We start from the raw sequence: 21,700 nt of genomic DNA, 5'->3' as shown, positions 1-21,700 counted from the left end.
ATCACAACTCCTTGTTAATGAATGGCAGAGGGTTAGAGCAACGGTTCTTCAAGCACGCAACTGTACCGATGCTCGTGCAGGAAATGGGTAGGCGGCAACACCACGGAACACATGGCCCGGGCATGCCGGCAACGGGGGTGGAAGGCGCAGCCTGTGGGCAAATTCAGTGGGCTGGGTGGCTCACCCGGCAAGGGTTCGGCAGGCAATGGCCGATGCGGATCGATCTCGGGGATCGCCTCGATCAACGCGGCGGTATACGGATGACGCGGCGCCGTGAACACCGCCTCCACCGGCCCCTCCTCGACGATCTTGCCGAGGTACATCACCGCCACGCGGTCGCACAGGCGCCGCACGATGGCCAGGTCGTGGGCAATAAACAGGATCGCCAGGTTCATGCGCTGTTGCAGTTCCAGCAACAGGTTGATGATCTGGCCCTGGATCGACACATCCAGCGCCGCCACGCATTCGTCGGCAATGATCAGGCGCGGCTCCACTGCCAGCGCCCGGGCGATACCCACGCGCTGACACTGGCCACCACTGAGGGAGCCGGGTTTGCGGCTGGCCAGTTCGGGGCGCAGGCCAACCAGATCAAGCAGCTCATTCACGCGTGCGGGGATCTGCCCTGGCGCGACTTTGCGTTGCACCCGCAGCACCTCGGCAATGGTTTCGCCGATGGTATGGCGCGGGTTCAGCGCGGCGTACGGGTCCTGGAAGATCATCGCGGTTTCATGGCGCAGGCGGGCGATGTCGATGGCGCTGCCATGGGCCATGTCGATGCCATCAAACAAGACCTGGCCGGCGCTGATGGGGTTGAGGTGCAGGATCGCCCGGCCCAGGGTGCTTTTGCCGCTGCCGGACTCGCCCACCAGCCCGAGGGTTTCGCCCGCCGCCAGGTTCAGCGACACGCCATTGACCGCCCTCACCCACTGCTTGTTCAGGCCGAACACGCCCGTGCCGGACGCGGCAAACTTCACCTCAAGGTCCTTGATCTGCAACAAGCTCATGGCTGGCCTCCCAGGGGATAGTGGCACGCCACCCGCGCACCTTCTGGCAACACGCTGGTACACAACGCGCCGACCTGCGGGCAACGCGGGTTGAAGCGGCACCCCGAGGGCAAGGCATCGAGCAACGGCGGTTGACCGGCGATGGTGCGCAGCAAGGCGTGACCGCTGCTATGGGCGGGCTGGCAGTCGATCAAACCCGCTGTGTACGGATGTTGCGGATGGGCCAGCACTTCGTATTTGCTGCCGTGCTCGCACAAGCGCCCGGCGTACATCACCGCAATGGCGTCGCAGGTTTGTGCCACCACGCCCAGGTCGTGGGTGATCATGATGATCGACAGGCCGCGCTCGTCACGCAGCGCCAGCAACAACCGCAAAATCTGCGCCTGCACGGTGACGTCCAGGGCCGTGGTCGGTTCATCGGCGATCAGCACTTTCGGGTTGCAGCCCAGCGCCACCGCGATCATCGCGCGCTGGCGCATGCCGCCGGAAAACTCGTGGGGGTAGTTGTCGACGCGAGCCTGGGGGTCGGGAATGCCGACCTGACGCAGCACCTCGATGGCCTGGCGGCGTGCGTCTTTTTTCGAAGCGCCTTGATGCAGGCGGATGCCCTCGGCGATCTGCTCGCCGATGCGCATCAACGGGTCCAGGTGGCTGCTGGGGTTCTGGAAGATCATGCCCAATTGCCCGCCCCGCACGGCGCGCATACCGGCATCATCCAGTTGCAGCAGGTCCTGGCCGGCCAGGCGCACCGAACCGCCTTGCACGCGCAGGTTGGGCGACGGCAGCAGGCGCATCAGCCCACGGCAGGCCATGGTCTTGCCCGAGCCGCTCTCGCCCACCAGGCCGAGGATTTCACCTTCGGCCAGGTCGAACGACACGCGCTCGACCAGGGTGACATCACGCCCGGCGTTATGGGCAATCACACTGAGGTCGCGCACTTGCAGCAGGCTCATGAGCGATCTCCCAACACTTGCGCCACACCGTCGGCCAGCAGGCTGAAGCCCATGGCCAGGGTCACAATGGCCAGGCCGGGAAAGGTGCAGATCCACCACGCAGTGGTGATAAAGGCTTGCCCTTCAGCCACCATGGTGCCCCACTCAGCGGTCGGTGGTTGCACGCCCAGGCCCAGGTAGCTGACGGCAGCGCCATTGAGCAGCACCAGCACGGCGTCCGACATGGAAAACACGATCGAGCCAAACATCGCGTTGGGCAGCAAATGCCGAAACAGAATGCGCCCATGGCCAAAGCCAAGGCTCTTGGCCGCCAGGGCGAAGTCGCTTTCCTTAAGCACCAGGATCTGCGAGCGAATCAGCCGCGCGTAAGACACCCAGCCCACCAGCGCCATGGCGATGTAGAAGCTCTTCAAGCCCGGCCCCAGGATCGCCATGATCGCCAGCATCAGCACCAGGAAGGGAAAGGCCAGGATCACGTCGATCACACGCATGCAAAAGCTGTCGAAGCGCCCGCCGATGTAACCGGACACCGCGCCGACAAAGGTGCCGATCATGAACGGGAAGATCACCCCGACGATGGCCAATTGCAGGTCGATGCGCGCGCCCCAGATCACCCTCGACAGAATGTCGCGGCCGTAGTTATCGGTGCCGAACGGATGGGCCAGGCTCGGCCCGAGCAAACTGATGTCCGTGTTCTGTGCTATCGGGTCATAAGGTGCAATCCACGGGGCGAACAGCGCCAGCCCCAACCACGCCAGCAGAATCAGCAACCCCCACGCGGCCGTCAGGCGGCCATTGCGAAAACCGAAACGCAAGCGCAGGCGCCAGGGCGCAATCAACGGGCGGCTGCTCATTGCATTTTCACCCGTGGGTCGAGGGCTACGGTGACCACGTCAGCGATGAAGTTGACCAGCACCGTGGCACACGCCAGCACCATGGCCACGCCCTGCACCACCATGTAGTCGCGGGTAAAGATGCCGCGCACCAGTAATTGGCCGATGCCGGGAATGGCGAACAGGCTTTCGATGACCACCGTGCCGCTGATCAGCCAGCCGATATTCACCGCCAGCAGGTTGACCGCGGGCACCAGGGAATTGGGCAGCACATGCCGACGAAACACCGCCGCTTCCGACAACCCACGGGCCCGGGCCGCCGTGACATGGTCGGCCTGCAACTCCATCAGCATGCTTGCGCGCAGGTTGCGCACCAGCACCGCCGACAGCGCCAGGGCGATGGTCAGACATGGCAGCACCATGTGGTGGGCCTTGTCGAGCCAGGTGCGACCGTAACCAGACACCGGAAACAAGCCCCACTGCACACTCAGCAACAGAATCAGCATCAAGCCGAGCCAGAACGCCGGCATGCCCAGGCCAACCGTGGTGAACACGCGGATCAAGTTGTCCGCCCAGCCACCTTTATTGCGTGCCGCCAGGGTCGCCAGCGGCACCGCGATCAACAGGGCCAGCACCACACTGCCGAGCACCAGCACCAAGGTGGGTTCGATGCGTGTGACGATCAGCTTCAGGGCATCGACCTTGTACAGCAGGGATTGGCCGAGGTCGCCCTTGAGCAGGTTCTTGAGAAAGTAGAAATATTGCAGCCACAACGGCTGATCCAGGCCGTACTGGGCACGGATTTTCAGCAAAGCATCCGGCGTGCTGCGCGAGCCCAGCAACGCGCGCGCTGGGTCGCCCGGGATCGAGCGCACCAGCACAAAGGTGATCAGGCTGATGCCAAACAGCACCGGCAGCAATTGCAGCGGCCGGGACAGCACAAAACGGTAACGCGCCAGGTTCATCCGTCAGCCCCGGTGACGAGCGAGGAAGTCCAGCAGCACTGGAAAGTACGCCTGGGGCTCTTCATAAAAAGGCATGTGGCTGCTGTTGGGGAACACGTGCAACTCCGCGTGTCTGGCCGCGAGCTTCATGCGGTGGGCGCAGGCCGGGGTGAGTTCGTCGTGCTGGCCGGTAGTGATCAGGATCGGCATCCGGAACTCGCCCATCTCCTTGATCCGGTTCCAGTCCTTGAGGTTACCGATGTAGAGGAATTCGTTGGGGCCTTGCATGGTTTCGTAAGGGCCCATGTTCCAGTCGCCCAAAGAGCGTTTGACCGGCTCCGGCCATTCGTCCAGGCGGCACACGTGGCGGTAGTTGAGCAAGGTGATTGCGGCCTGGTACTGCGGGTGATCCAGGGTGCCCATGGCTTCGTGGCGCTGCATCATGGCCACGGTTTCGCTGCCGAGGGCGCCGCGCAGGCGTTCAAGTTCCTGGGACAGGTGCGGAATGTCGCCGACGGTGTTTTCGAGGATCAGGCTTTTCAGCGCGTGGGGGTAATAAATGGCGTACTCGATGCCGAGCCAGCCGCCCCAGGAATGCCCCAGCAGGTGCACGCGGCCCAGGCCCAGGGCTTGGCGCACGGTTTCGACTTCTTCGACATAACGGCGGATATCCCACAACGAAACGTCGGTCGGTCTGGCTGAAGCGCCCGTGCCAAGCTGGTCGAATGCAACCACTCGCAGATTATGGTCCTTGAGCCAGCCATGGGCGTCGCGCAAGTAGTCACACGGCAGGCCCGGGCCGCCGTTGAGACACAAGAGCACCTCATCGCCTTCGCCAAAGCTGTAGACCACGAGGTTATGGCCGTCGACTTGCACGTTGTACTGCTGGTCGGGGGCAATTTCACGCCACATGCATACATTCCTTGTGTTGTATCGGCCTGGCAGGTAGCGGCCGTTTATCAGGCCAACACTACCGAGGATGCCGTGCGTCCATAACCTAGTATTTCTTATAGGTTTGGCCTGGCAGTCCTTCGCCGGGGCGTGGCATTCTACTTGCCGCAAGTCGAGATTCAAATGAATTCGGGAGCAGAACGGATGCTGGCCAAGCTTACTGCCTTCAACAATCGTCTGATGCCGGGCAGGAGCCTGGACGAGCAGATGGACAATACGTTTATTCTCGCCCAGCAACTGGGCTTCGATGCACTGGTGTACGACTACACCCCGGTGCCCATCGACCAGGATGGCTCGCTCATCACGCCGTCGGTGCTGGAGCTGCGCAACACCCCGTCCGACTGGCACGCCTTGTGGTGCAGCGAAGGGTTCTACCAGATCGACCCGGTGCAACACCTGGCCCTGAGCACGGTGTCGCCGTTTGTCTGGTCCTATGAGGCCAAGGCCGAGACCGCGCTGCAAAAGATCATCGACCCTTGCCATGCCCCGGTGTCTTCCTACCTGCACGAACGCCAACTGACCTGTGGCGTGAGCGTGCCCATCCACCTGCCCCGTGGCGGCTTCGCCTCGCTGACCGGCCTGCGCACCGGCAAGGCGCGCACCGTATTGCAGGATGCCCAGCAGACCCTGGCGGATTTCAGCCTGATTACCCATGCGTTGCAGGAAGCGGCTTACCCGCTGTTCAGCAAAGAGCTACGCACCTACCCGCACATTCACCTGACCAAGCGCGAACGCGAATGCCTGAAATGGGCCGCCGACGGCCTGACCGCCGCTGAAATCGCCACGCAACTGAGCCGGTCATTGGCGGTGGTGACCCTGCACCTGGCTTCGGCGATGCACAAGCTGGGGGCCAAGAACCGCGTGCAAGCGGTGGTACGCGCCACCCATTACCGCCTGCTGGAAGACTGACCCTTCGGCAAAACCTAGCTGTTTTGCTAGTTACCTAAACCTGCCCTGCCGACTATGGTGTCCCTGATCCTTTTTTTAAGAGCAGGGTACGAAATGGAATTCATCGAGAAAATCCGCGAAGGCTTTGCGGCCTTCGGCGCCTACCAGACCTGGTATCGCGTCACCGGCGACCTGACCACCGGCCGTACACCGTTGGTGATCATTCACGGCGGCCCCGGCTGCACCCATGACTACGTCGATGCCTTCAAGGACGTCGCCGCCAGCGGCCATGCGGTGATTCACTACGACCAAATCGGCAATGGCCGCTCCACCCACTTGCCCGACAAAGACCCGTCTTTCTGGACCATCGGCCTGTTCCTCGAAGAGCTGAACAACTTGCTGGACCACCTGCAAATCAGCGACAACTACGCGATCCTCGGGCAATCTTGGGGCGGCATGCTCGGCAGCGAACACGCCATCCTGCAACCCAAGGGCCTGCGCGCATTCATCCCGGCCAACTCGCCGACCTGCATGCGCACCTGGGTCAGCGAAGCCAACCGCCTGCGCCAGTTGCTGCCCGAAGGCGTGCATGAAACCCTGCTCAAGCACGAAGCGGCCGGCACCTACAGCGACCCCGAGTACCAGGCGGCCTCACGGATTTTCTACGACCAGCACGTGTGCCGGGTCAACCCATGGCCGGAAGAAGTGGCACGCACCTTCGCCCAGGTCGACGCCGACCCAACGGTGTACCACGCCATGAGCGGCCCCACCGAGTTCCACGTGATCGGCAGCTTGAAGGACTGGAATGTGATAGGCCGGCTGTCGGCGATCAAGGTGCCGACTCTGGTGATCTCCGGCCGTCACGACGAAGCCACACCGCTGGTGGTCAAGCCATTCCTGGATGAGATCGAGGATGTGCGCTGGGCACTGTTCGAAGACTCGAGCCACATGCCCCACGTGGAAGAACGCCAGGCGTGCATGGGCACGGTGGTGAAGTTTCTGGATGAGGCGTGCTCGGTGCCGTACCCAAAGCTTAAAGCTGGTTAAGGCAATGTGGGAGCTGGCTTGCCTACGATGACTGGGGTGAATTCACCGCCGCTATCGCAGGCAAGCCAGCTCCCACATGGGTTTCTCAATCGGCTTTAGACTTCGGTGGTTTCAGGTTTCGCCGTCTTCCTTGATACATCGGCCACCAACGGAATCTCCTTGCCCTCGGCGTCAAACAACTTGCCGCCACTGAAGTAGTCGCCATCGCGCAGTTCCGACACATCGCGAAAGCACAAGCTGCGCTCGGTCCCCGCCACGAACACTGACTGCTGGTCCGAGTTGCCGGCCGTGAAGTGGTTGAACGCCAGGTTCAGCAGGATAGCCATGATCGCCGACGAGCTGATGCCCGAGTGGAAAATCGTCGCAAACCAGCTCGGGAAGTGGTCATAGAAGCTCGGCGCAGCGATAGGGATCATGCCGAAACCGATGGAAGTGGCCACAATGATCAGGTTCATGTTGTTGCGGTAATCCACCTTGGACAAGGTGCGGATACCACTCGCCGCCACGGTGCCGAACAGCACGATCCCGGCACCGCCCAGCACCGACGTCGGCACCGCCGCAATCACCCGCCCCATGAAGGGCAGCAAGCCGAACACCACCAGGAACACCCCGCCGGTGGCCACCACAAAACGGCTCTTCACGCCGGTCACCGCCACCAGGCCTACGTTCTGGGCGAATGCGCTTTGGGTGAACGAACCGAAGATCGGCGCGAACATGCTCGACAGCATGTCGGCGCGCAAGCCATTGCCCAGGCGTTTGGAGTCGACCTTGGTGTCGATGATTTCACCGACGGCCAGGATGTCTGCCGAGGTTTCCACCAGGGTCACCATCACCACGATGCACATGGAAATGATCGCCGCCACGTGGAAGGTTGGCATGCCGAAATGGAATGGTGTTGGAAAACCGAACATCGGCCCTTGGGCCACGCCGGAGAAGTCGGCCATACCCAGGAATACCGCAATCACCGTACCAATCACCATCGCCAGCAGGATCGACAATCGCGAGATGGTCGCGCTGCCGATCTTGCTCAGCAGCAGCACCAACACCAGGGTCAGCGCGGCCAGGCCGATGTTGGACATGCTGCCAAAATCCGCCGCGCGGCTGTTGCCGCCCATGGCCCAACGGGCCGCGACAGGCATGAGGGTCAAGCCGATGGTGGTGATCACGATGCCAGTCACCAGCGGCGGGAAAAACTTGGTGATCCGCGAGAACACCGGCGTGATCAGCAAGCCGATGAACGACGCGGCCATCACCGCCCCGAGTATCGCCGGCACACCGCCCGCCCCATCACTACCGACAATCGCCACCATCGTGGCCACACCGGCAAAGGACACGCCCTGCACCAGTGGCAACTGACAACCAAAAAACGGCAAGCCAAGGGTTTGCAGCAGCGTGGCCAGGCCACCGGCAAACAGTGACGCGGCGATCAGCAGGCCGATATCGGCGGGCGACAACCCCGCTGCCTGACCGACGATCAACGGAACGGCAACGATGCCGCCGTACATGGTGAGCACATGCTGCAGGCCGTAAGCCATGTTGGCCGCGACGCCGAGATTTTCATCTTCTGGCCGCTGCGGTGACGCCTTCGGGATAGTCATGGTGGGGGGTCTCTGTTTTTGTTGTGCATTCACTGTATGCAAAGGAAAGACGGGATGTCCATAGAGTTGTATACAATCAATTTCACAATAAGCCAGGCGACGGCGATACAAAAATCCATTCAGCCGCCCTGCCCTGTGGCTTGAAGCCGTGCGCAAAAGGACCTGAAAAAAATGCTCAACCGCAAGCTGCGTATTCATGCTCCGGCCATCTACTACTTCGACATGGTGCGGCGCTGCCATTCGATCCGCGAAGCCGCGCGGCACCTGAATGTGGCGTCGTCAGCTGTGAACCGGCAGATCCTCAAGCTGGAAGACGAGATGGGCGCACCGCTGTTCGAACGGTTGCCGGGCGGCCTGCGCGTGACGGCCGCCGGTGAGATCCTTACGCGCCACATCAGCCTGCTGCTGCAGGATGTAGAACGAGTGCGCGGTGAACTGGATGGCTTGCACGGCGTGCAGACCGGGCATGTGGAAATCGCCACGGTGGAAGGTGCCGCCGTCGAACTGCTGCCTGCCGCACTCCGGCGTATGCGCGAGCGCTACCCGAAGGTGACAATTGGCGTCACCGTGCAGGGTTCGCAGTCGATTCCCGGCGCAGTCATCAATGGCCAGGCGGACCTGGGCCTGGCGTTTGCCCTGCCGCGCAGCAACGAAATCACCCAGCTGTGCGTCGGCCATTTCCGCTTGGGCGCGTTGATGACGCCGGCGCATCCGCTGGCCGGTGAAACGCGGGTGAGCTACGGGCAGTGCTGCGAATACGGGGTGATCCAGGCCAAAAGCGAACTGTCGGTGCATCACCTTATCGCCCCGTTGCACACCCCCACGGCGGCAGCAAGCAAGCCCCTGCTGCACAGCAACTCCATGGAACTGGCGCGACAGTTGGCGCGCCAGCAATTGGGCATCGCCTTCCAGACCCGCATCGGTATCGAGGCCGACCTGCAGCGCGGCGAACTGCTGCACATTCCGCTGAGCGACCAGGGTGGCATCTTCAGCGACTTGGGCGTGTATGCCCGCAAGGACCGTGACTTGCCCGTGGCGGTGCAAGCCCTGACCCACCTGCTGGGCGAAGAAATTGCCTTGCGCGAACGCGACGAAATGCCCGGGACGCCACGTATTTCCTGACCTTCAGGGCAAATACCGTGCTGCCGTTTCGGCATCGCCCCAGGCGAGATTCTGTTCTTTGGCGCGCGCCAGCCTTGTGCTGATACTGCGCCCGGCGGTCCCTGCAAGGCCGCCATGAGCCAAACGCCAAAGGAATAAAAACAATGAAAAAGGCACTGCACGGCGCAACCGTCTTACTGTCACTCCTCGGCGGCGGGGAGGCTGTCGCGGTGGAATGGATGAACAACAGCGTAGGTTTTCGCTACGGCCAGCACTTCACCAATCCAAACAACCCCGACGATTTCAGCAAGCGCATCTACAGCTTTACCCACGCCAGCGGTTACCAATACGGCAGCAATTACTTCAACCTCGATGTGTTCCTGTCCGACAGCAGCGACCCGCGCAAGGGCACGGACCATGGCGGCAGCGAGGTGTACGGCGTGTACCGGCACCAGCTGTACGCCTCCCGGGTATTCGATGTGCCGCTGGGCACCGGCCTGATCAAGGACTATGCCCTGACGGCGGGGTTTGATGCCAACCGCAACAACAACTTCGCGTCAGCCAAAAAGCGCGCCCTGGTGATCGGTCCTACCTTGAAGTTCAACACCGTCGGTGTGCTCGACCTGAGCCTGATGTACTACAAGGAAAAGAACCACACTGGCATCCCCGGCGCGCAAGAGTCGAACCACACGTTCGATGACACCTACATGCTCAACCTGACGTGGATGCGCCCGTTCGAAGTCGCCAGCCACGCGGTCAAGTTCCAGGGGTTCATCAATTACGTCGGGGAAAAAGGCAAAGACTACCATGGCCGCGACACCGCGCCGGAAGCGCTGATGCGCACCGCGCTGATGGTGGCGGTGCGCCCGGGTAAAAGCGTGAAACCGAACCTGTACCTGGGGGTGGGTTACGAGTATTGGCACAACAAATTCGGCGTGGACGGTGGCCTGGGTACTCGCACCTCAACCCCGACGCTGAACATGGAAGTCACCTTCTGACACCCGCCAATCTGTAGGAGCCGGCTTGCCGGCGATAGCGGTGGGTCAGCAACGAATGGGCTAACTGATAGACCGCGATCGCCGGCAAGCCGGCTCCTATAGGGTCAGGCCTGGGCCAGTTTGGCAGGGTTGTTTTTTGGCCGTGCCAGCCAGTAACCCAATACCGCCAACGGCGCAGTCGCCAGCATCACGATAACGGTGATCAACAACGGTTGGTCAATCATCGACGACACCAACAAGCTGCTAAGAAAGCACAGGCCCAGTTGCAAGGTGTTTTGCAGGGCTGCAGCCTTGCCGGAGTTTTCTGCAAACGGCATCAGTGCATTCGCCACCACGATGGGATAGCTCGCGCCGTTGACCAGGGCCATCAGGCAGAACGGAATCAGCAAGGTGGTGAGGGTCGGCACAGTCAAGGTGGCAACCAGGTACAACGCCAGCATGCTGATGCAATACGCCACCAGCAACCACGGCAGCAGGGTTTTGCCCTGATAACGCTGCAAGGCGCTGCGGCAACTGTAGCCGCCCACCAGGAATGCCAAAGTCGGCAGCACGTAGCTCAAGCCAATGTCATTCGGGCTGTAGCCCATGTCGCCCAGAATGAACGGCGACGCGGTCAGCCAGGCAAAGAAACTGGCGGAGCACGCGGCAAAGATCATCACGTTGCCGGTAAACACGCGGGATGTAAGCAATTGCCCGTAACCCAGGCGCGCAGGTTCGCCCGTCTTCGCCTGACGTTTCGGTACGGTGCGCAGGAACAAGGTGGGCAACAGCAGCAGCAACGACACGCCCAGCAACACGCCGAAGATCGCCTGCCAACCGAAGTGGTTCAACACCATCGCCCCCAGCAACGGCGCCAGGGCCGGCGACAGTGACATCAGCGGCATGATGCTGGCGAACACGCGATGGGCCTTGTCGGCCGGGTAACGGTCAATCACCAGTGCCTGCCAGCTCACGGCAGCGGAACACACGCCAATCGCCTGGATAAAGCGCAACGCCAGCAACTGCGACGCGGTCTCGACCCAGAACATGCCCAGGCAACCCAGCACAAACAGGCTCAGGCCCGTGAGCAAGATCGGTTTGCGACCCAAACGGTCAGACAGCGGCCCCCACAGCAACTGCCCCACCGCAAAACCCGCGAGGAAAATACTCAAGCTGGCGCCCACAGCACCCGCGCCGATCTGCAACTGTTCGCCCATGGCGCCGAAGGCCGGCAAGTACATGTCCATGGCCAGATAACCGAGCATGCTCAGCCCCGCCAGATACCCTGTGAAACCCAAAGAATTTTTCATTGAAGCCTTGAATATATTGCCATCAAACTATTTGCTGACTGGCGCCCATTATGAAGCTGACAGTTTTAGTGTGAAGCGATAATAATTGGACATTCTCATCAAATATTTTGAAGGCAACCACCATGTGGTCTGAATACTCCCTGGATGTAGTCGATGCCGTGGCGCGCCATGGCAGCTTCAGCGCGGCCGCTCAGGAATTGCACCGCGTGCCATCGGCTATCAGCTACACGGTGCGTCAGATCGAGGAGTGGCTGGCCGTACCGCTGTTCGTGCGCAGGCACCGGGACGTGGAGCTCACACCGGCAGGTCGCCTCTTTATAGAAGAAGCCCGTGGCGTGATGAAAAAGATGCTGGGCACACGTCGCTTGTGCCAGCAGGTGGCCAATGGCTGGAGCGGCCAATTGAAGGTGGCCGTGGACTCCATCGTCAAACCCCAGCGTTGCCGGCAATTGGTGCTGGATTTTTACCGACAGTTTCCCGAGGTGGAATTGTTGTTGGAATACGAGGTGTACAACGGCGTGTGGGACGCCCTGGCCGATGAACGGACCGACATTGTGATCGGCGCCACCAGCGCGGTGCCAGTGGCCAGTCACTTCACGTTTCGTGACATGGGCCTGATGAACTGGCTGTGCGTGGTCAGCGCCAAACACCCGCTGGCAGCAGTCGAGGGATTGCTCAATGACGATCAACTGCGCCCCTTCGCCTCCCTGTGCATGACCGACACGTCGCGCAACCTGCCCAAGCGCGACACCTGGACCCTGGATAACCAACGGCGGCTGGTGGTGCCCAACTGGGCCTCGGCCATCGATTGCCTGCGCGACGGGCTGTGCGTCGGCATGGCGCCGGCGCATCAGGTGTTGCCGTGGATCGAGCGCGGTGAGTTGGTGGCGTTGCAGTTGAGCCGGCCGTTTCCGGCCAGCCCGTCGTGTGTGGCCTGGGCACAGAACAAATTGTCGCCGGCCATGGCGTGGTTGCTGGAGTACCTGGGGGATACCGAAACGATGAATCAGGAGTGGTTGAATGGGCCTGCCCTCTGAATATTTTGGACATCCCTGTGGGAGCTGGCTTGCCTGCGATAACGGTGGGCCAGCTACCAATGTGCTCGCTGATACACCGCTATCGCAGGCAAGCCAGCTCCCACATTTTGATCGCATTTCAATTAAGCAGACGGGTGATGGCCCGCACGATCATCTCGACTTCCTTGGCATCCAGCGTCAACGGTGGCAGCAACCGGATGATCTTGCCCCGCGTCACGTTGATCAGCAGTCCATGCTCCTGGGCCGCCCGCAGGGCCAGGTCACGCAAAGGCTCGGCCAGTTCAATGCCGATCATCAAACCCTGCCCACGGATCGCCAGCACATTCGGGTATTCGCTCAACTCCACCCGCAAGCGCGCCAGCAGGCGTTCGCCCTGCTGCGCGGCGTTATGCAGCAAACCTTGCTCTTCGATGATATCCAGCACGGTGCAACCCACACGGCAGGCCAGTGGATTGCCGCCAAACGTGCTGCCGTGGCTACCAGGGGTGAACAGTTTGGCCACCGACGCACGCGCCAAGCAGGCGCCGATCGGCACACCGTTGCCGAGGCCTTTGGCCAGGGTCATGACGTCCGGGACAATGCCCTCGTGCTGGAATGCAAACCAGGCGCCGGTGCGGCCGATACCGGTCTGGATTTCGTCGAGCATCATCAGCCAGCCGTGGCGCGTGCAGTGATCACGCAAGGCCTTTAGATAGCCAGGCGGCGCAGGCAGTACGCCGCTTTCGCCCTGGATCGGCTCCAGCAGCACTGCCGCAATGCGCGCACCGTACTGCTGGGTGATTGCATCCAGCGCGGCCAGGTCGCCAAAGCCGATCTTGAGGAAATCCCCCGGCAGGCGCTGAAAACCCAAGCGCACCGAGGGACCATCGCTGGCGGCCATGGTGCCGAGGGTGCGCCCGTGGAAGGCGTTCGCCATCACCACCACCAACGGTTCTTCGATGTCCTTTTTCCAGCCGTGCAGCCGTGCGAGTTTCAGCGCCGTTTCGTTGGCCTCGGCGCCGGAGTTGTTGAAAAACGCCTGGTCCAGGCCCGACAAGCCGGTCAGGCGTTCGGCCAGCCGTTGCTGCCAGTCGATGCTGTAGAGGTTGGAGGTGTGCAAGAGCAAGCCGGCCTGCTCACTGATGGCCGCCACCAGCTTGGGGTGGGAATGCCCGACGTTGGTCACGGCCACGCCCGCCACGGCATCCAGGTATTCGCGGCCCTGCTGGTCCCACAAACGCGTGCCCAGGCCACGGGTGAAGCTCAAAGGCGAAGGTTGATAGGTGGTCATTAGGCAGGCGGCGGTCATGGCGTCGAACTCCAAGGCAGTGTGTCAGTGCACCCAGTATCGTTAGCCACCCGGGCTGGATAAACTGCGCAAACCTGCAATGACTTTAAAGCTGGGCTTGATAATGGATCTGTTCCAAGCGATGACGGTGTACGTAAAGGTGGTAGAGACCGGCAGCATGACCGCCGCCGCGCAGGAGTGCGGGATGTCGACCACCATGGTCAGCAATCACCTGCGCGCGCTGGAGCGACGGCTGGGGGTCAGCCTGCTCAAGCGCACCACGCGCAAGCAGAGCCTCACCGAGTTTGGCGGGGAGTACTATCAGCGCTGCCTGGAAGTACTGGGGTTGGTGGCCGACTCAGAATTACTGGCCGAACAGATCCACAGCGAAACCCCCAAGGGCGACCTGCGTATCACCGCGCCTCCGGTATTCGGCACTGAACGCCTCGTGCCGGCCTTGAGCGAATTTTCCAAACGCTACCCGCTTATCAACCTGTACGTCGTACTGAGCAACGAGCGGATGGACCTGGTCGACAGCGGCTTTGACGTGGCGATCCGCCTCGGCGAACTGGAAACCTCCAGCCTGATCGCCCGGCCCATGCAGGACTACACCCTCACCCTCTGCGCCTCACCTGAATACCTGGCGCGACGCGGCACGCCGCAGACACCTGATGACCTGCAACAGCACGACTGCCTGGCGTTCGCCTACCCGGCCAACGACAACTGGCGCGACACAGGCAAACTGTGGCGCATGAGCAATGACGGCGGCGAGGTGGAAATTCCGGTGTCCGGCTCGTTGACCATCAATAGCTCACAAGGTTTGCGCCAGGCGGCCGTGAACGGCATGGGCATCATCATGCTGGCCGATGCCCTGGTGCACCCGGACCTGGAGAGCGGCAAGCTGGTGGCCTTGTTGACTACCTATAAATTGCCCAGCCGCCCCATGCACCTGCTGTATCGCCAGGACCGTCATCGCCTGCCCAAGCTGCGGGCGTTCGTGGACTTCGCGATGGAGCAGTGGGCGCGCTAGAAACCTACGCCCAACTCACGCAAGCGTGCCGCTGTGCGCTCGGCCGACACATGGTGAATCCCCTGCCAACCGAGTGCGACGGCGGCCTCGATATTGCCCGCCACATCGTCGATAAACACCACCTCACTGGCCTGGATATCCGGCAGATGGGCGCGCACTTGGCTGAGGCTGGCGTGATAGATCGCCGGATCGGGCTTGATCAGCTTCAATTCGCCGGACACGACGATATCGCGAAAACGCTGCAGGAACGGGTAGTTGGCCCGGGCGTACGGGAAGGTTTCGGCTGACCAGTTGGTGAGCCCGAACAAGGGCATGCCGGCCTCGTGGAGCGCCTCGAGGATCGCCACACCGTCCGGCAAAGGCCCGCGCAGCATTTCGTGCCAGCGGTCGTAGTAGGACTGGATCAACGTTTGGTGTTGGGGATATTGCTCGATCAGGCGGCGAGTGCCTTCGGCCAAGGTGCGGCCGGCATCCTGCTCGGTGTTCCAGGCCTGGGTGCAGATGGTGTCGAGGAACCATTGCCGTTCGTGGTCATCGGCAATCAGCTTGCGGTAGAGGTGCTGCGGGCTCCAGTCGAACAGGACACCGCCGAAATCAAAAACTACTGCACGAATCGTCATCAGATCCTCCGTTGGCGTGGCTTGATAGCCAATGGAGTCTGCCAGATTGTGAGGGAGGAAAGGAGCGCGAGCGCGCGCAGGAAATCTCTGAACTGTAGGAGCCGGCTTGCCGGCGATCGCATCACTGCGGTGTGTCAGTCACACCAGGGTGAGGCTATCGCCGGCAAGCCGGCTCCTACACGGTGATCAGGCTTGGATCAGGCCATTGATCTTCACGGTCGGGTTCACGTCGGCGTCGTAGTCCACGCCGTCGATTTCAAAGCCGAACAGGCGCAGGAACTCTGCCTTGTAGCCGGCAAAATCGCTGATCTCGTTGACGTTGTCGTCGGTCACCTGGTTCCACAGTGCAGCCACGGCGTCCTGGACTTTCGGCTCAAGCTCAGCCAGGTCGGCACGCAGGCGGCCGTCGGCGTCCAGCTTGGGCGCTTTGCCGTACAGGCTGTCCTTGAACAGGCCGTAGACCTGCTCGATGCAACCTTCGTGGGTGCCCTGCTCTTTCATCACTTTGAACAACAGCGACAGGTACAGCGGCATGATCGGGATTGCCGAGCTGGCTTGGGTCACAACGGCCTTGAGCACCGACACACGGGCGTCGCCTTTGAGGGCGGCGAGGTTGTCGCGAAGGGTCAGGACTTTCTTGTCCAGGTCTTTCTTGGCTTCGCCGATGGAGCCGTTCCAGTAGATGTCCTGGGTCAGCTTCTCGCCGAGGTAGGTGAACGCAGTGGTCTTGGCGCCTTCGGCCAACACGTCAGCGTCACGCAGGGCGTCGATCCACAGCTGCCAGTCTTCGCCGCCCATCACTTTGACGGTGCCGTCGATTTCTTCCTGGGTCGCAGGCTCCAGGGTGGTGTCGACCACCACACCCTTGTCGGTGTTGATACCGCGCAGGGTCACGGCCTTGCCGATCGGCTTGAGGGTGGAGTTGTGCACCACGCCTTGCGGGTCGGTACGACGTGGCGCGGCCAGGCTGTAGACCACCAGGTCGATCTTGCCCAGGTCTTTCTTGATGGTTTCGATGGTCAGGCGCTTGATCTCGTCGGAGAACGCGTCGCCATTGATGCTCTTGGCGTACAGGCCTTTTTCAACGGCAAACTTCTCGAACGCGGCGCTGTTGTACCAGCCGGCGGAGCTCAGCTTGCCTTCTTCGCCTTCTTTCTCAAAAAACACGCCCAGGGTATCGGCGCCGCAGCCAAACGCAGCACTGATGCGCGCGGCCAGGCCGTAGCCGGTGGAAGCGCCGAGGACCAGCACCTTCTTCGGGCCGCCTTCGATGGCGCCGTGTTGGGTCACGTAGTCGATCTGTTCCTTGACGTTCGCTTCACAGCCAACAGGGTGAGCGGTCACACAGATAAAGCCACGAACCCGCGGTTTGATGATCATAAAATTTCTGCCTCTTCCAAGGGGTCGACGGCCAGTGGTGGCCATTCAACTTCATTCGTACGGGTCTATGACGTCCGAAAAACCGAAGCGTCACGATAGTCGCAAATCTTCTGTTTACAAAATCCAATCCCAAAAACGCGGGATCGGCCGTCGCAAGGGTTAAAAACTGTGTCGGGCCTTCACAATTTCGCAATATTTAAAACGCCCGTCGGGGTCATAACCCCCTATCATGACTACATTGTTTCGCTATGTTTCATGTCCGGAGCCACGTTTCATGAGTAAAAGTGCTGTTCGCAAGAAGCTGATCTCCGTCGCCTGGGCGCTCGGTGTTCTGCTGTTCATCTACTGCTTCCCGCGGACCACCCTGGTGTTTCTGCTGCTGGTGGTGTTCTGCGGCGTTTACGATTTCCTGCGCAATGGTCTGTATGACGCTGACACGATCAAGAAATATTTCATCGGCAGTGGCCGCAACACCTGGCTGCTGGCGCCGTTCAACACCCTGTTCGACCTGCTGAGCCAACGCAACCGCCATGTTTACACGATGCGCGATCTGCCGCCTGCCTGGCGCGAAGACCTGCAGCAAGTGATCGACGACGCCATGGCGCGCAAGGATGAAATCATCGGCTACCTGGACGAGCGCATGGCCGAGAAAAAACGCGGCATGCTGTTTTTCCAATGGTACGGTCGCCCGATCGAAACCAGCCTGGATATCCCGCAACTGCGCAAGAAACTGCCGTTCGTGAAGACCATCGGGGTTTCGGTGTTCAACGAAAACCGCTCCACATCCTTCCACTTCGGCCCGCTGCGCATGATGTTCCGCGTGCTCTACAACATGGCGCCGGCCCCTCACCACGAGGGCGTCTACATCCAGGTAGGCAAGCACAAGCATTACTGGCACGACGACCCACTGTTTATCTTCGATGACACGCTGATGCATGCGTCCTTCAACAAGAACGACGCAAAACGTTACTGCCTGTTCATTGATATTGTGCGACCGACCCTGCTGCCGTCGGTGCTCAACGCCGTGATCGCGGGCTTTGCCGGGCTGGTCTTTACCCTGCGTCGGGTTTTCTACAAAAACTGGAAGCTGATTCAGTAAGTTCTGCGGCATGATGGTGCTGGACGGTGTTTGCACTCGGCGTAGCGCCTGGGGTAAAAAATCGTCTCGTGCGTCCGTATTCGGCGCCCACCATTCTCAAGTCATCGCGCTCCAACAGGGCGCGGTGGCTGTGCTTTCAAGGAATCAGAATGCCCCAACGTCAAGTCATCAATGCCTCCGTCAGCCCCAAGGGCAGCCTCGAAACCCTGTCCCAACGTGAAGTGCAGCAACTGAGTGAAGCCGGCACCGGCAGCATCTACACCCTCTTCCGTCAATGCGCCTTGGCCATCCTCAACACTGGCGCGCATATCGACAACGCCAAGACCATCCTCGACGCCTACAAAGACTTTGAAGTGCGCATCCATCAGCAGGATCGCGGCGTGCGCCTGGAACTGCTGAACGCCCCGGCCGATGCGTTCGTCGATGGCGAAATGATCGCCAGTACCCGTGAGATGTTGTTCAGCGCCCTGCGCGACATCGTCTACACCGAGAACGAACTCGACAGCCAGCGCATCGACCTGAGCAATTCCCAGGGCATCACTGACTACGTGTTCCACCTGCTGCGCAACGCCCGCACGCTGCGCCCGGGTGTCGAGCCGAAGATCGTGGTGTGCTGGGGCGGGCACTCGATCAATACCGAAGAATACAAATATACCAAGAAAGTCGGGCATGAACTGGGCCTGCGCAGCCTCGACGTGTGCACCGGCTGCGGCCCTGGCGTGATGAAAGGTCCGATGAAAGGCGCGACCATTTCCCACGCGAAACAACGCATTACCGGCGGCCGTTACCTGGGCCTGACCGAGCCTGGCATCATCGCGGCCGAAGCGCCGAACCCGATCGTCAACGAGCTGGTGATTCTGCCGGATATCGAAAAACGCCTGGAAGCCTTTGTGCGCGTCGGCCACGGCATCATCATCTTCCCGGGCGGCGCGGGCACGGCCGAAGAGTTCCTGTACCTGCTGGGCATCCTGATGCACCCGGACAACAAGGGCCTGCCGTTCCCGGTCATCCTCACCGGGCCAAAGCACGCCGCGCCTTACCTGCAGCAGCTGCACGCGTTTGTCGGCGCCACCCTGGGCGAAGCGGCGCAAGCCCACTACCAGATCATCATCGACGACCCGGCCGAAGTGGCCCGCCAGATGACGGCCGGCCTCAAGGCGGTGAAGCAGTTCCGCCGCGAGCGCAACGACGCATTCCACTTCAACTGGCTGCTGAAGATCGACGAGGGCTTCCAGCGCCCGTTCGACCCGACCCACGCCAACATGGCCAGCCTGCAACTGAGCCATGCGCTGCCCCCCCACGAACTGGCGGCTAACCTGCGCCGCGCGTTCTCGGGGATTGTGGCGGGCAACGTCAAGGACAAGGGCATTCGCCTGATCGAACAGCACGGCCCTTATGAAATCCACGGCGACCCGGCCATCATGAAACCGCTGGACGAACTGCTGCAGGCGTTCGTGGCCCAGCACCGCATGAAGTTGCCGGGCGGCGCGGCGTATGTGCCGTGCTATCGCGTGGTGCAGTAACTAGCGCTGCACCGCCACACATTTGATTTCCACCAGCAGGCCGGGGTGTGCGAGTTCCGACACCCCGATCGTGGTCCAGGCGCAATGCCCGCGTGGAAACAGGCGGTTCTTCACCTCGCGAAAAACTGCCATGTGCTGGCTCATGTTGACGTGATAAGTGGTCATGTCCACCACGTCATCGAAACTGCAGCCCCCCTCCTCCAACACGTCCCGCAGGTTTTCCCAGGCGGCGATGAATTGCGCCTCGGGGTCTTCGATGACGGCCAATTGGGGCGTGCGCCCAACCTGCCCCGCGCAGTAAAGGGTCTTACCGACCTTGACCGCTGGCACGTAGCCGGCGCGTTCGACGATGGGGTGCATGGCGGTGGGGATGATGCGCTGGCGATCGGTCATATGTTGTATCTCTTTACAGTCGTTTTGAGGCGTGCCGATGGGATGAGTCGGGCTAACGTTTTACCTGTTCCCACTCACCCACACCAGAAGAGCGACCTATGGACCAACGGATCTTGTCCTTCACCATTCCTTACCCTAAGGTAAGGAGCATTGCGATGGAGATTTTTAATATGGCAACCGCCACACTGACTTCAAAAGGGCAAATCACTATTCCGGTCCAGGTGAGGACCGCCCTGGGCCTGGAAACAGGTGACCGTGTCGAGTTCGTCGAAATGGAGGACGGCAAGTTCTCGATCATCTCGGCGAGCAAAACCGTGCACGACCTCAAAGGCTTGATCCGTAAATCCGCCAAGGCCGTGTCGATCGAGGACATGAACCTCGCTATCGCCGCGCAAGGAGCCAAAGCGGGATGATCGGCCTGGATACCAACGTGCTGGTGCGCTATGTCACCCAGGATGATCCCGTTCAATCCCCCAAGGCATCCGAGCTGATCGAATCGCTCACCACACTGTCGCCAGGCTTTGTCAGCCTGGTGTCGGTGGTTGAGTTGGTGTGGGTTTTACAAAGCTGCTACCAGTCGACCAAAAGTGACGTGGTGGCGGTGCTGGAAACGCTGCTGCGCACCCGTGAGCTGACCATCGAGCATGCCGAGATCATCTGGCAGGCCCTGCGGCGCTTTTCAGCCAACAAGGCCGATTTTGCCGACTGCCTGATCGAGCGTTGCGCTCATTCGGCCGGCTGCAAATACACGGCCACGTTCGACCTCAACGCCGCCAAGGCCACGGGAATGAAACCGCTGACCTGAGCCACGGCATTGCTAGGCGCTTCAGCCTTTGGTAAAAATCGCGTTCAACCGTGATCAAGAGACACACTCACCGTGCGCATGCTCCTTCTCGCTACCTTGAGCATGGCGTCGGCCTTTGCCAACGCCGAAGCCATCACCTGGCCAGACTTGCCGACAACCTGTTTCGTCAGCGGGCGCTCTGCCACCAGTACGGACGTGGATACCGGCTGTGCGGCGTTCTTGATCAATGTAAAAGGCAAGGCTGCGGGTACGCCGATCAAGCTGGATATTCCGCAGTACGCCCTGCATGTGGACGAAGCCACCGGCAAGCAGACGCCGGTGATCATCATCCAGGCGGAAGAAAACGGTGACATCAAGGCCGTGGGCTACAAGGAGCTGGGCACCGATCAACTCGGTGCCGCGCTGTTGCGTGAGGTGCGCCTGCTCGGTACCCAGAAGCCGATCTAGGCCTCAGCGTACCCAGCCACCGCCCTGCCAGTGGTAGCCATCGTTACGTTGCACCCAGTGCGGGTGCACATAGCGATAGCCCTCGCGCACGGCTTCCCAGTGGCCGTGCACGGCCACATAACGCCCGCCTTCCCAGCGCCAGTAGCCACGGGACCACACGTAGCCGTAACGGGCTGCGGGCTCGACTTCGATCACCTGCACCGGTGGCGGTTGCGGCGCCACCACTTCGACATATTCACGCTGGACCGGCCCACGCTCGTGCACGACCCGTTCCTGCACACACCCGGACGCCGCGACGACGACCGCGGCCATTGCTGCATAACGTAGCAACATACAAAAACCCTCGGGCGTACTCGCCCAACAAACACACTGAAAATGCCCCCTTTGCTGCAGCCTCGCTCCTGCTTGGCCTGGGTTCTTTTTAACAGGTGGTGTCTGTCGATGGGCTGAACAGCAAATGCCTCAAACCCTCCGGATGTAGTGAGCGGGCTTG

Annotated in this window: 23 protein-coding genes; 11 read left to right on the top strand and 12 right to left on the bottom strand. The window is 61.2% G+C overall.

The window, feature by feature from the left end; translation table 11 throughout:
- Positions 1-32 precede the first annotated feature (32 nt).
- Genes HX792_RS07095 through HX792_RS07075 form a run of 5 tightly spaced genes read right to left on the bottom strand, consistent with a single transcriptional unit; the run spans position 33 to position 4,646 of the window.
- Positions 33-1,004: an ABC transporter ATP-binding protein gene (locus HX792_RS07095; protein ID WP_176995399.1), complete on the bottom strand. Its 972-nt coding sequence runs from the start codon at positions 1,002-1,004 to the stop codon at positions 33-35.
- Positions 1,001-1,957 (bottom strand): ABC transporter ATP-binding protein, encoded by a 957-nt coding sequence (locus tag HX792_RS07090; protein WP_176995398.1) that lies wholly within the window; start codon positions 1,955-1,957, stop codon positions 1,001-1,003. Before HX792_RS07090 ends, HX792_RS07095 begins: the two co-directional genes overlap by 4 nt.
- Entirely contained in the window at positions 1,954-2,811 is an 858-nt protein-coding gene (locus HX792_RS07085) for an ABC transporter permease (protein WP_176995397.1), read from the bottom strand. The genes HX792_RS07090 and HX792_RS07085 overlap by 4 nt, the downstream gene beginning before the upstream one ends.
- On the bottom strand, positions 2,808-3,755 hold the full coding sequence (locus tag HX792_RS07080; RefSeq protein WP_176995396.1) for an ABC transporter permease: 948 nt from the start codon (positions 3,753-3,755) through the stop codon (positions 2,808-2,810). Before HX792_RS07080 ends, HX792_RS07085 begins: the two co-directional genes overlap by 4 nt.
- 3 nt (positions 3,756-3,758) lie before the next feature.
- Positions 3,759-4,646: a proline iminopeptidase-family hydrolase gene (locus HX792_RS07075; RefSeq protein ID WP_176995395.1), complete on the bottom strand. Its 888-nt coding sequence runs from the start codon at positions 4,644-4,646 to the stop codon at positions 3,759-3,761.
- Positions 4,647-4,829: 183 nt separating this feature from the next.
- Between HX792_RS07075 and HX792_RS07070 the strand changes: the two genes are divergently transcribed.
- The gene (locus HX792_RS07070; RefSeq protein WP_176995394.1) at positions 4,830-5,594 is read left to right on the top strand and encodes a LuxR family transcriptional regulator; all 765 of its coding nucleotides are present in this window, start codon (positions 4,830-4,832) and stop codon (positions 5,592-5,594) included.
- 93 nt (positions 5,595-5,687) lie between these two features.
- On the top strand, positions 5,688-6,620 hold the full coding sequence (locus HX792_RS07065) for a proline iminopeptidase-family hydrolase (RefSeq protein ID WP_176995393.1): 933 nt from the start codon (positions 5,688-5,690) through the stop codon (positions 6,618-6,620).
- A 95-nt stretch (positions 6,621-6,715) separates the two neighbouring features.
- On the opposite strand, the gene HX792_RS07060 is transcribed toward HX792_RS07065, so the two are convergent.
- A complete protein-coding gene (locus tag HX792_RS07060) occupies positions 6,716-8,218 on the bottom strand; it encodes a nucleobase:cation symporter-2 family protein (protein WP_176995392.1) in 1,503 nt (500 codons plus the stop codon).
- A gap of 171 nt (positions 8,219-8,389) precedes the next feature.
- Between HX792_RS07060 and HX792_RS07055 the strand changes: the two genes are divergently transcribed.
- Positions 8,390-9,340 (top strand): LysR family transcriptional regulator, encoded by a 951-nt coding sequence (locus HX792_RS07055; RefSeq protein WP_176995391.1) that lies wholly within the window; start codon positions 8,390-8,392, stop codon positions 9,338-9,340.
- A 143-nt stretch (positions 9,341-9,483) separates the two neighbouring features.
- Positions 9,484-10,317 carry a nucleoside-binding protein gene (locus HX792_RS07050; protein WP_176995390.1) on the top strand — a complete coding sequence of 278 codons (834 nt, stop codon included), beginning with the start codon at positions 9,484-9,486 and terminating at the stop codon, positions 10,315-10,317.
- A gap of 104 nt (positions 10,318-10,421) precedes the next feature.
- Here HX792_RS07050 and punC read toward each other — a convergent pair whose 3' ends face one another.
- The gene (punC, locus tag HX792_RS07045) at positions 10,422-11,606 is read right to left on the bottom strand and encodes a purine nucleoside transporter PunC (RefSeq protein ID WP_176995389.1); all 1,185 of its coding nucleotides are present in this window, start codon (positions 11,604-11,606) and stop codon (positions 10,422-10,424) included.
- Between the two features lie 122 nt (positions 11,607-11,728).
- Between punC and punR the strand changes: the two genes are divergently transcribed.
- On the top strand, positions 11,729-12,643 hold the full coding sequence (gene punR, locus HX792_RS07040; RefSeq protein WP_176995388.1) for a DNA-binding transcriptional activator PunR: 915 nt from the start codon (positions 11,729-11,731) through the stop codon (positions 12,641-12,643).
- Positions 12,644-12,761: 118 nt separating this feature from the next.
- Here punR and HX792_RS07035 read toward each other — a convergent pair whose 3' ends face one another.
- Positions 12,762-13,931, bottom strand: a complete 1,170-nt coding sequence (locus tag HX792_RS07035; RefSeq protein WP_176995387.1) for an aspartate aminotransferase family protein — start codon at positions 13,929-13,931, stop codon at positions 12,762-12,764.
- Between the two features lie 103 nt (positions 13,932-14,034).
- On the opposite strand from HX792_RS07035, the gene HX792_RS07030 reads away from it, so the two are divergent.
- Positions 14,035-14,940 carry a LysR family transcriptional regulator gene (locus HX792_RS07030; protein WP_176995386.1) on the top strand — a complete coding sequence of 302 codons (906 nt, stop codon included), beginning with the start codon at positions 14,035-14,037 and terminating at the stop codon, positions 14,938-14,940.
- Here the strand turns inward: HX792_RS07030 and HX792_RS07025 are convergent.
- Both HX792_RS07025 and fabV read right to left on the bottom strand, forming a co-directional pair.
- Entirely contained in the window at positions 14,937-15,560 is a 624-nt protein-coding gene (locus tag HX792_RS07025) for an HAD family phosphatase (RefSeq protein ID WP_176995385.1), read from the bottom strand. The genes HX792_RS07030 and HX792_RS07025 overlap by 4 nt on opposite strands.
- 186 nt (positions 15,561-15,746) lie before the next feature.
- Positions 15,747-16,940 carry an enoyl-ACP reductase FabV gene (gene fabV, locus HX792_RS07020; protein ID WP_176995384.1) on the bottom strand — a complete coding sequence of 398 codons (1,194 nt, stop codon included), beginning with the start codon at positions 16,938-16,940 and terminating at the stop codon, positions 15,747-15,749.
- Between the two features lie 274 nt (positions 16,941-17,214).
- On the opposite strand from fabV, the gene HX792_RS07015 reads away from it, so the two are divergent.
- Complete coding sequence (locus HX792_RS07015; RefSeq protein WP_176995383.1) at positions 17,215-18,039, top strand: aspartyl/asparaginyl beta-hydroxylase domain-containing protein; 825 nt, start codon at positions 17,215-17,217, stop codon at positions 18,037-18,039.
- A 149-nt stretch (positions 18,040-18,188) separates the two neighbouring features.
- Positions 18,189-19,562: a nucleotide 5'-monophosphate nucleosidase PpnN gene (ppnN, locus tag HX792_RS07010; RefSeq protein ID WP_176995382.1), complete on the top strand. Its 1,374-nt coding sequence runs from the start codon at positions 18,189-18,191 to the stop codon at positions 19,560-19,562.
- Here ppnN and HX792_RS07005 read toward each other — a convergent pair whose 3' ends face one another.
- Positions 19,563-19,955, bottom strand: coding sequence for a RidA family protein (locus tag HX792_RS07005; protein ID WP_176995381.1), 393 nt, complete (start codon positions 19,953-19,955; stop codon positions 19,563-19,565). It lies immediately after the preceding gene.
- A 155-nt stretch (positions 19,956-20,110) separates the two neighbouring features.
- Between HX792_RS07005 and HX792_RS07000 the strand changes: the two genes are divergently transcribed.
- The 3 genes from HX792_RS07000 (at position 20,111) to HX792_RS06990 (ending at position 21,207) form a co-directional block, all read left to right on the top strand.
- On the top strand, positions 20,111-20,368 hold the full coding sequence (locus HX792_RS07000) for an AbrB/MazE/SpoVT family DNA-binding domain-containing protein (protein ID WP_176995409.1): 258 nt from the start codon (positions 20,111-20,113) through the stop codon (positions 20,366-20,368).
- Positions 20,365-20,760, top strand: coding sequence for a PIN domain-containing protein (locus HX792_RS06995; protein ID WP_176995380.1), 396 nt, complete (start codon positions 20,365-20,367; stop codon positions 20,758-20,760). The genes HX792_RS07000 and HX792_RS06995 overlap by 4 nt, the downstream gene beginning before the upstream one ends.
- Positions 20,761-20,838: 78 nt before the next feature.
- A complete protein-coding gene (locus HX792_RS06990; protein WP_371319331.1) occupies positions 20,839-21,207 on the top strand; it encodes a hypothetical protein in 369 nt (122 codons plus the stop codon).
- A gap of 3 nt (positions 21,208-21,210) precedes the next feature.
- Here the strand turns inward: HX792_RS06990 and HX792_RS06985 are convergent, their stop codons facing one another.
- The gene (locus HX792_RS06985) at positions 21,211-21,540 is read right to left on the bottom strand and encodes a YXWGXW repeat-containing protein (protein ID WP_031319816.1); all 330 of its coding nucleotides are present in this window, start codon (positions 21,538-21,540) and stop codon (positions 21,211-21,213) included.
- Positions 21,541-21,700 lie beyond the last annotated feature (160 nt).

Origin of the sequence: Pseudomonas sp. B6002 (assembly GCF_013385985.1) — a bacterium.
In the GTDB taxonomy this organism is placed as follows: domain Bacteria; phylum Pseudomonadota; class Gammaproteobacteria; order Pseudomonadales; family Pseudomonadaceae; genus Aquipseudomonas.
Note: the sequence above shows the minus strand (reverse complement) of the source record. Positions and strands in the feature narration are given on the sequence as shown.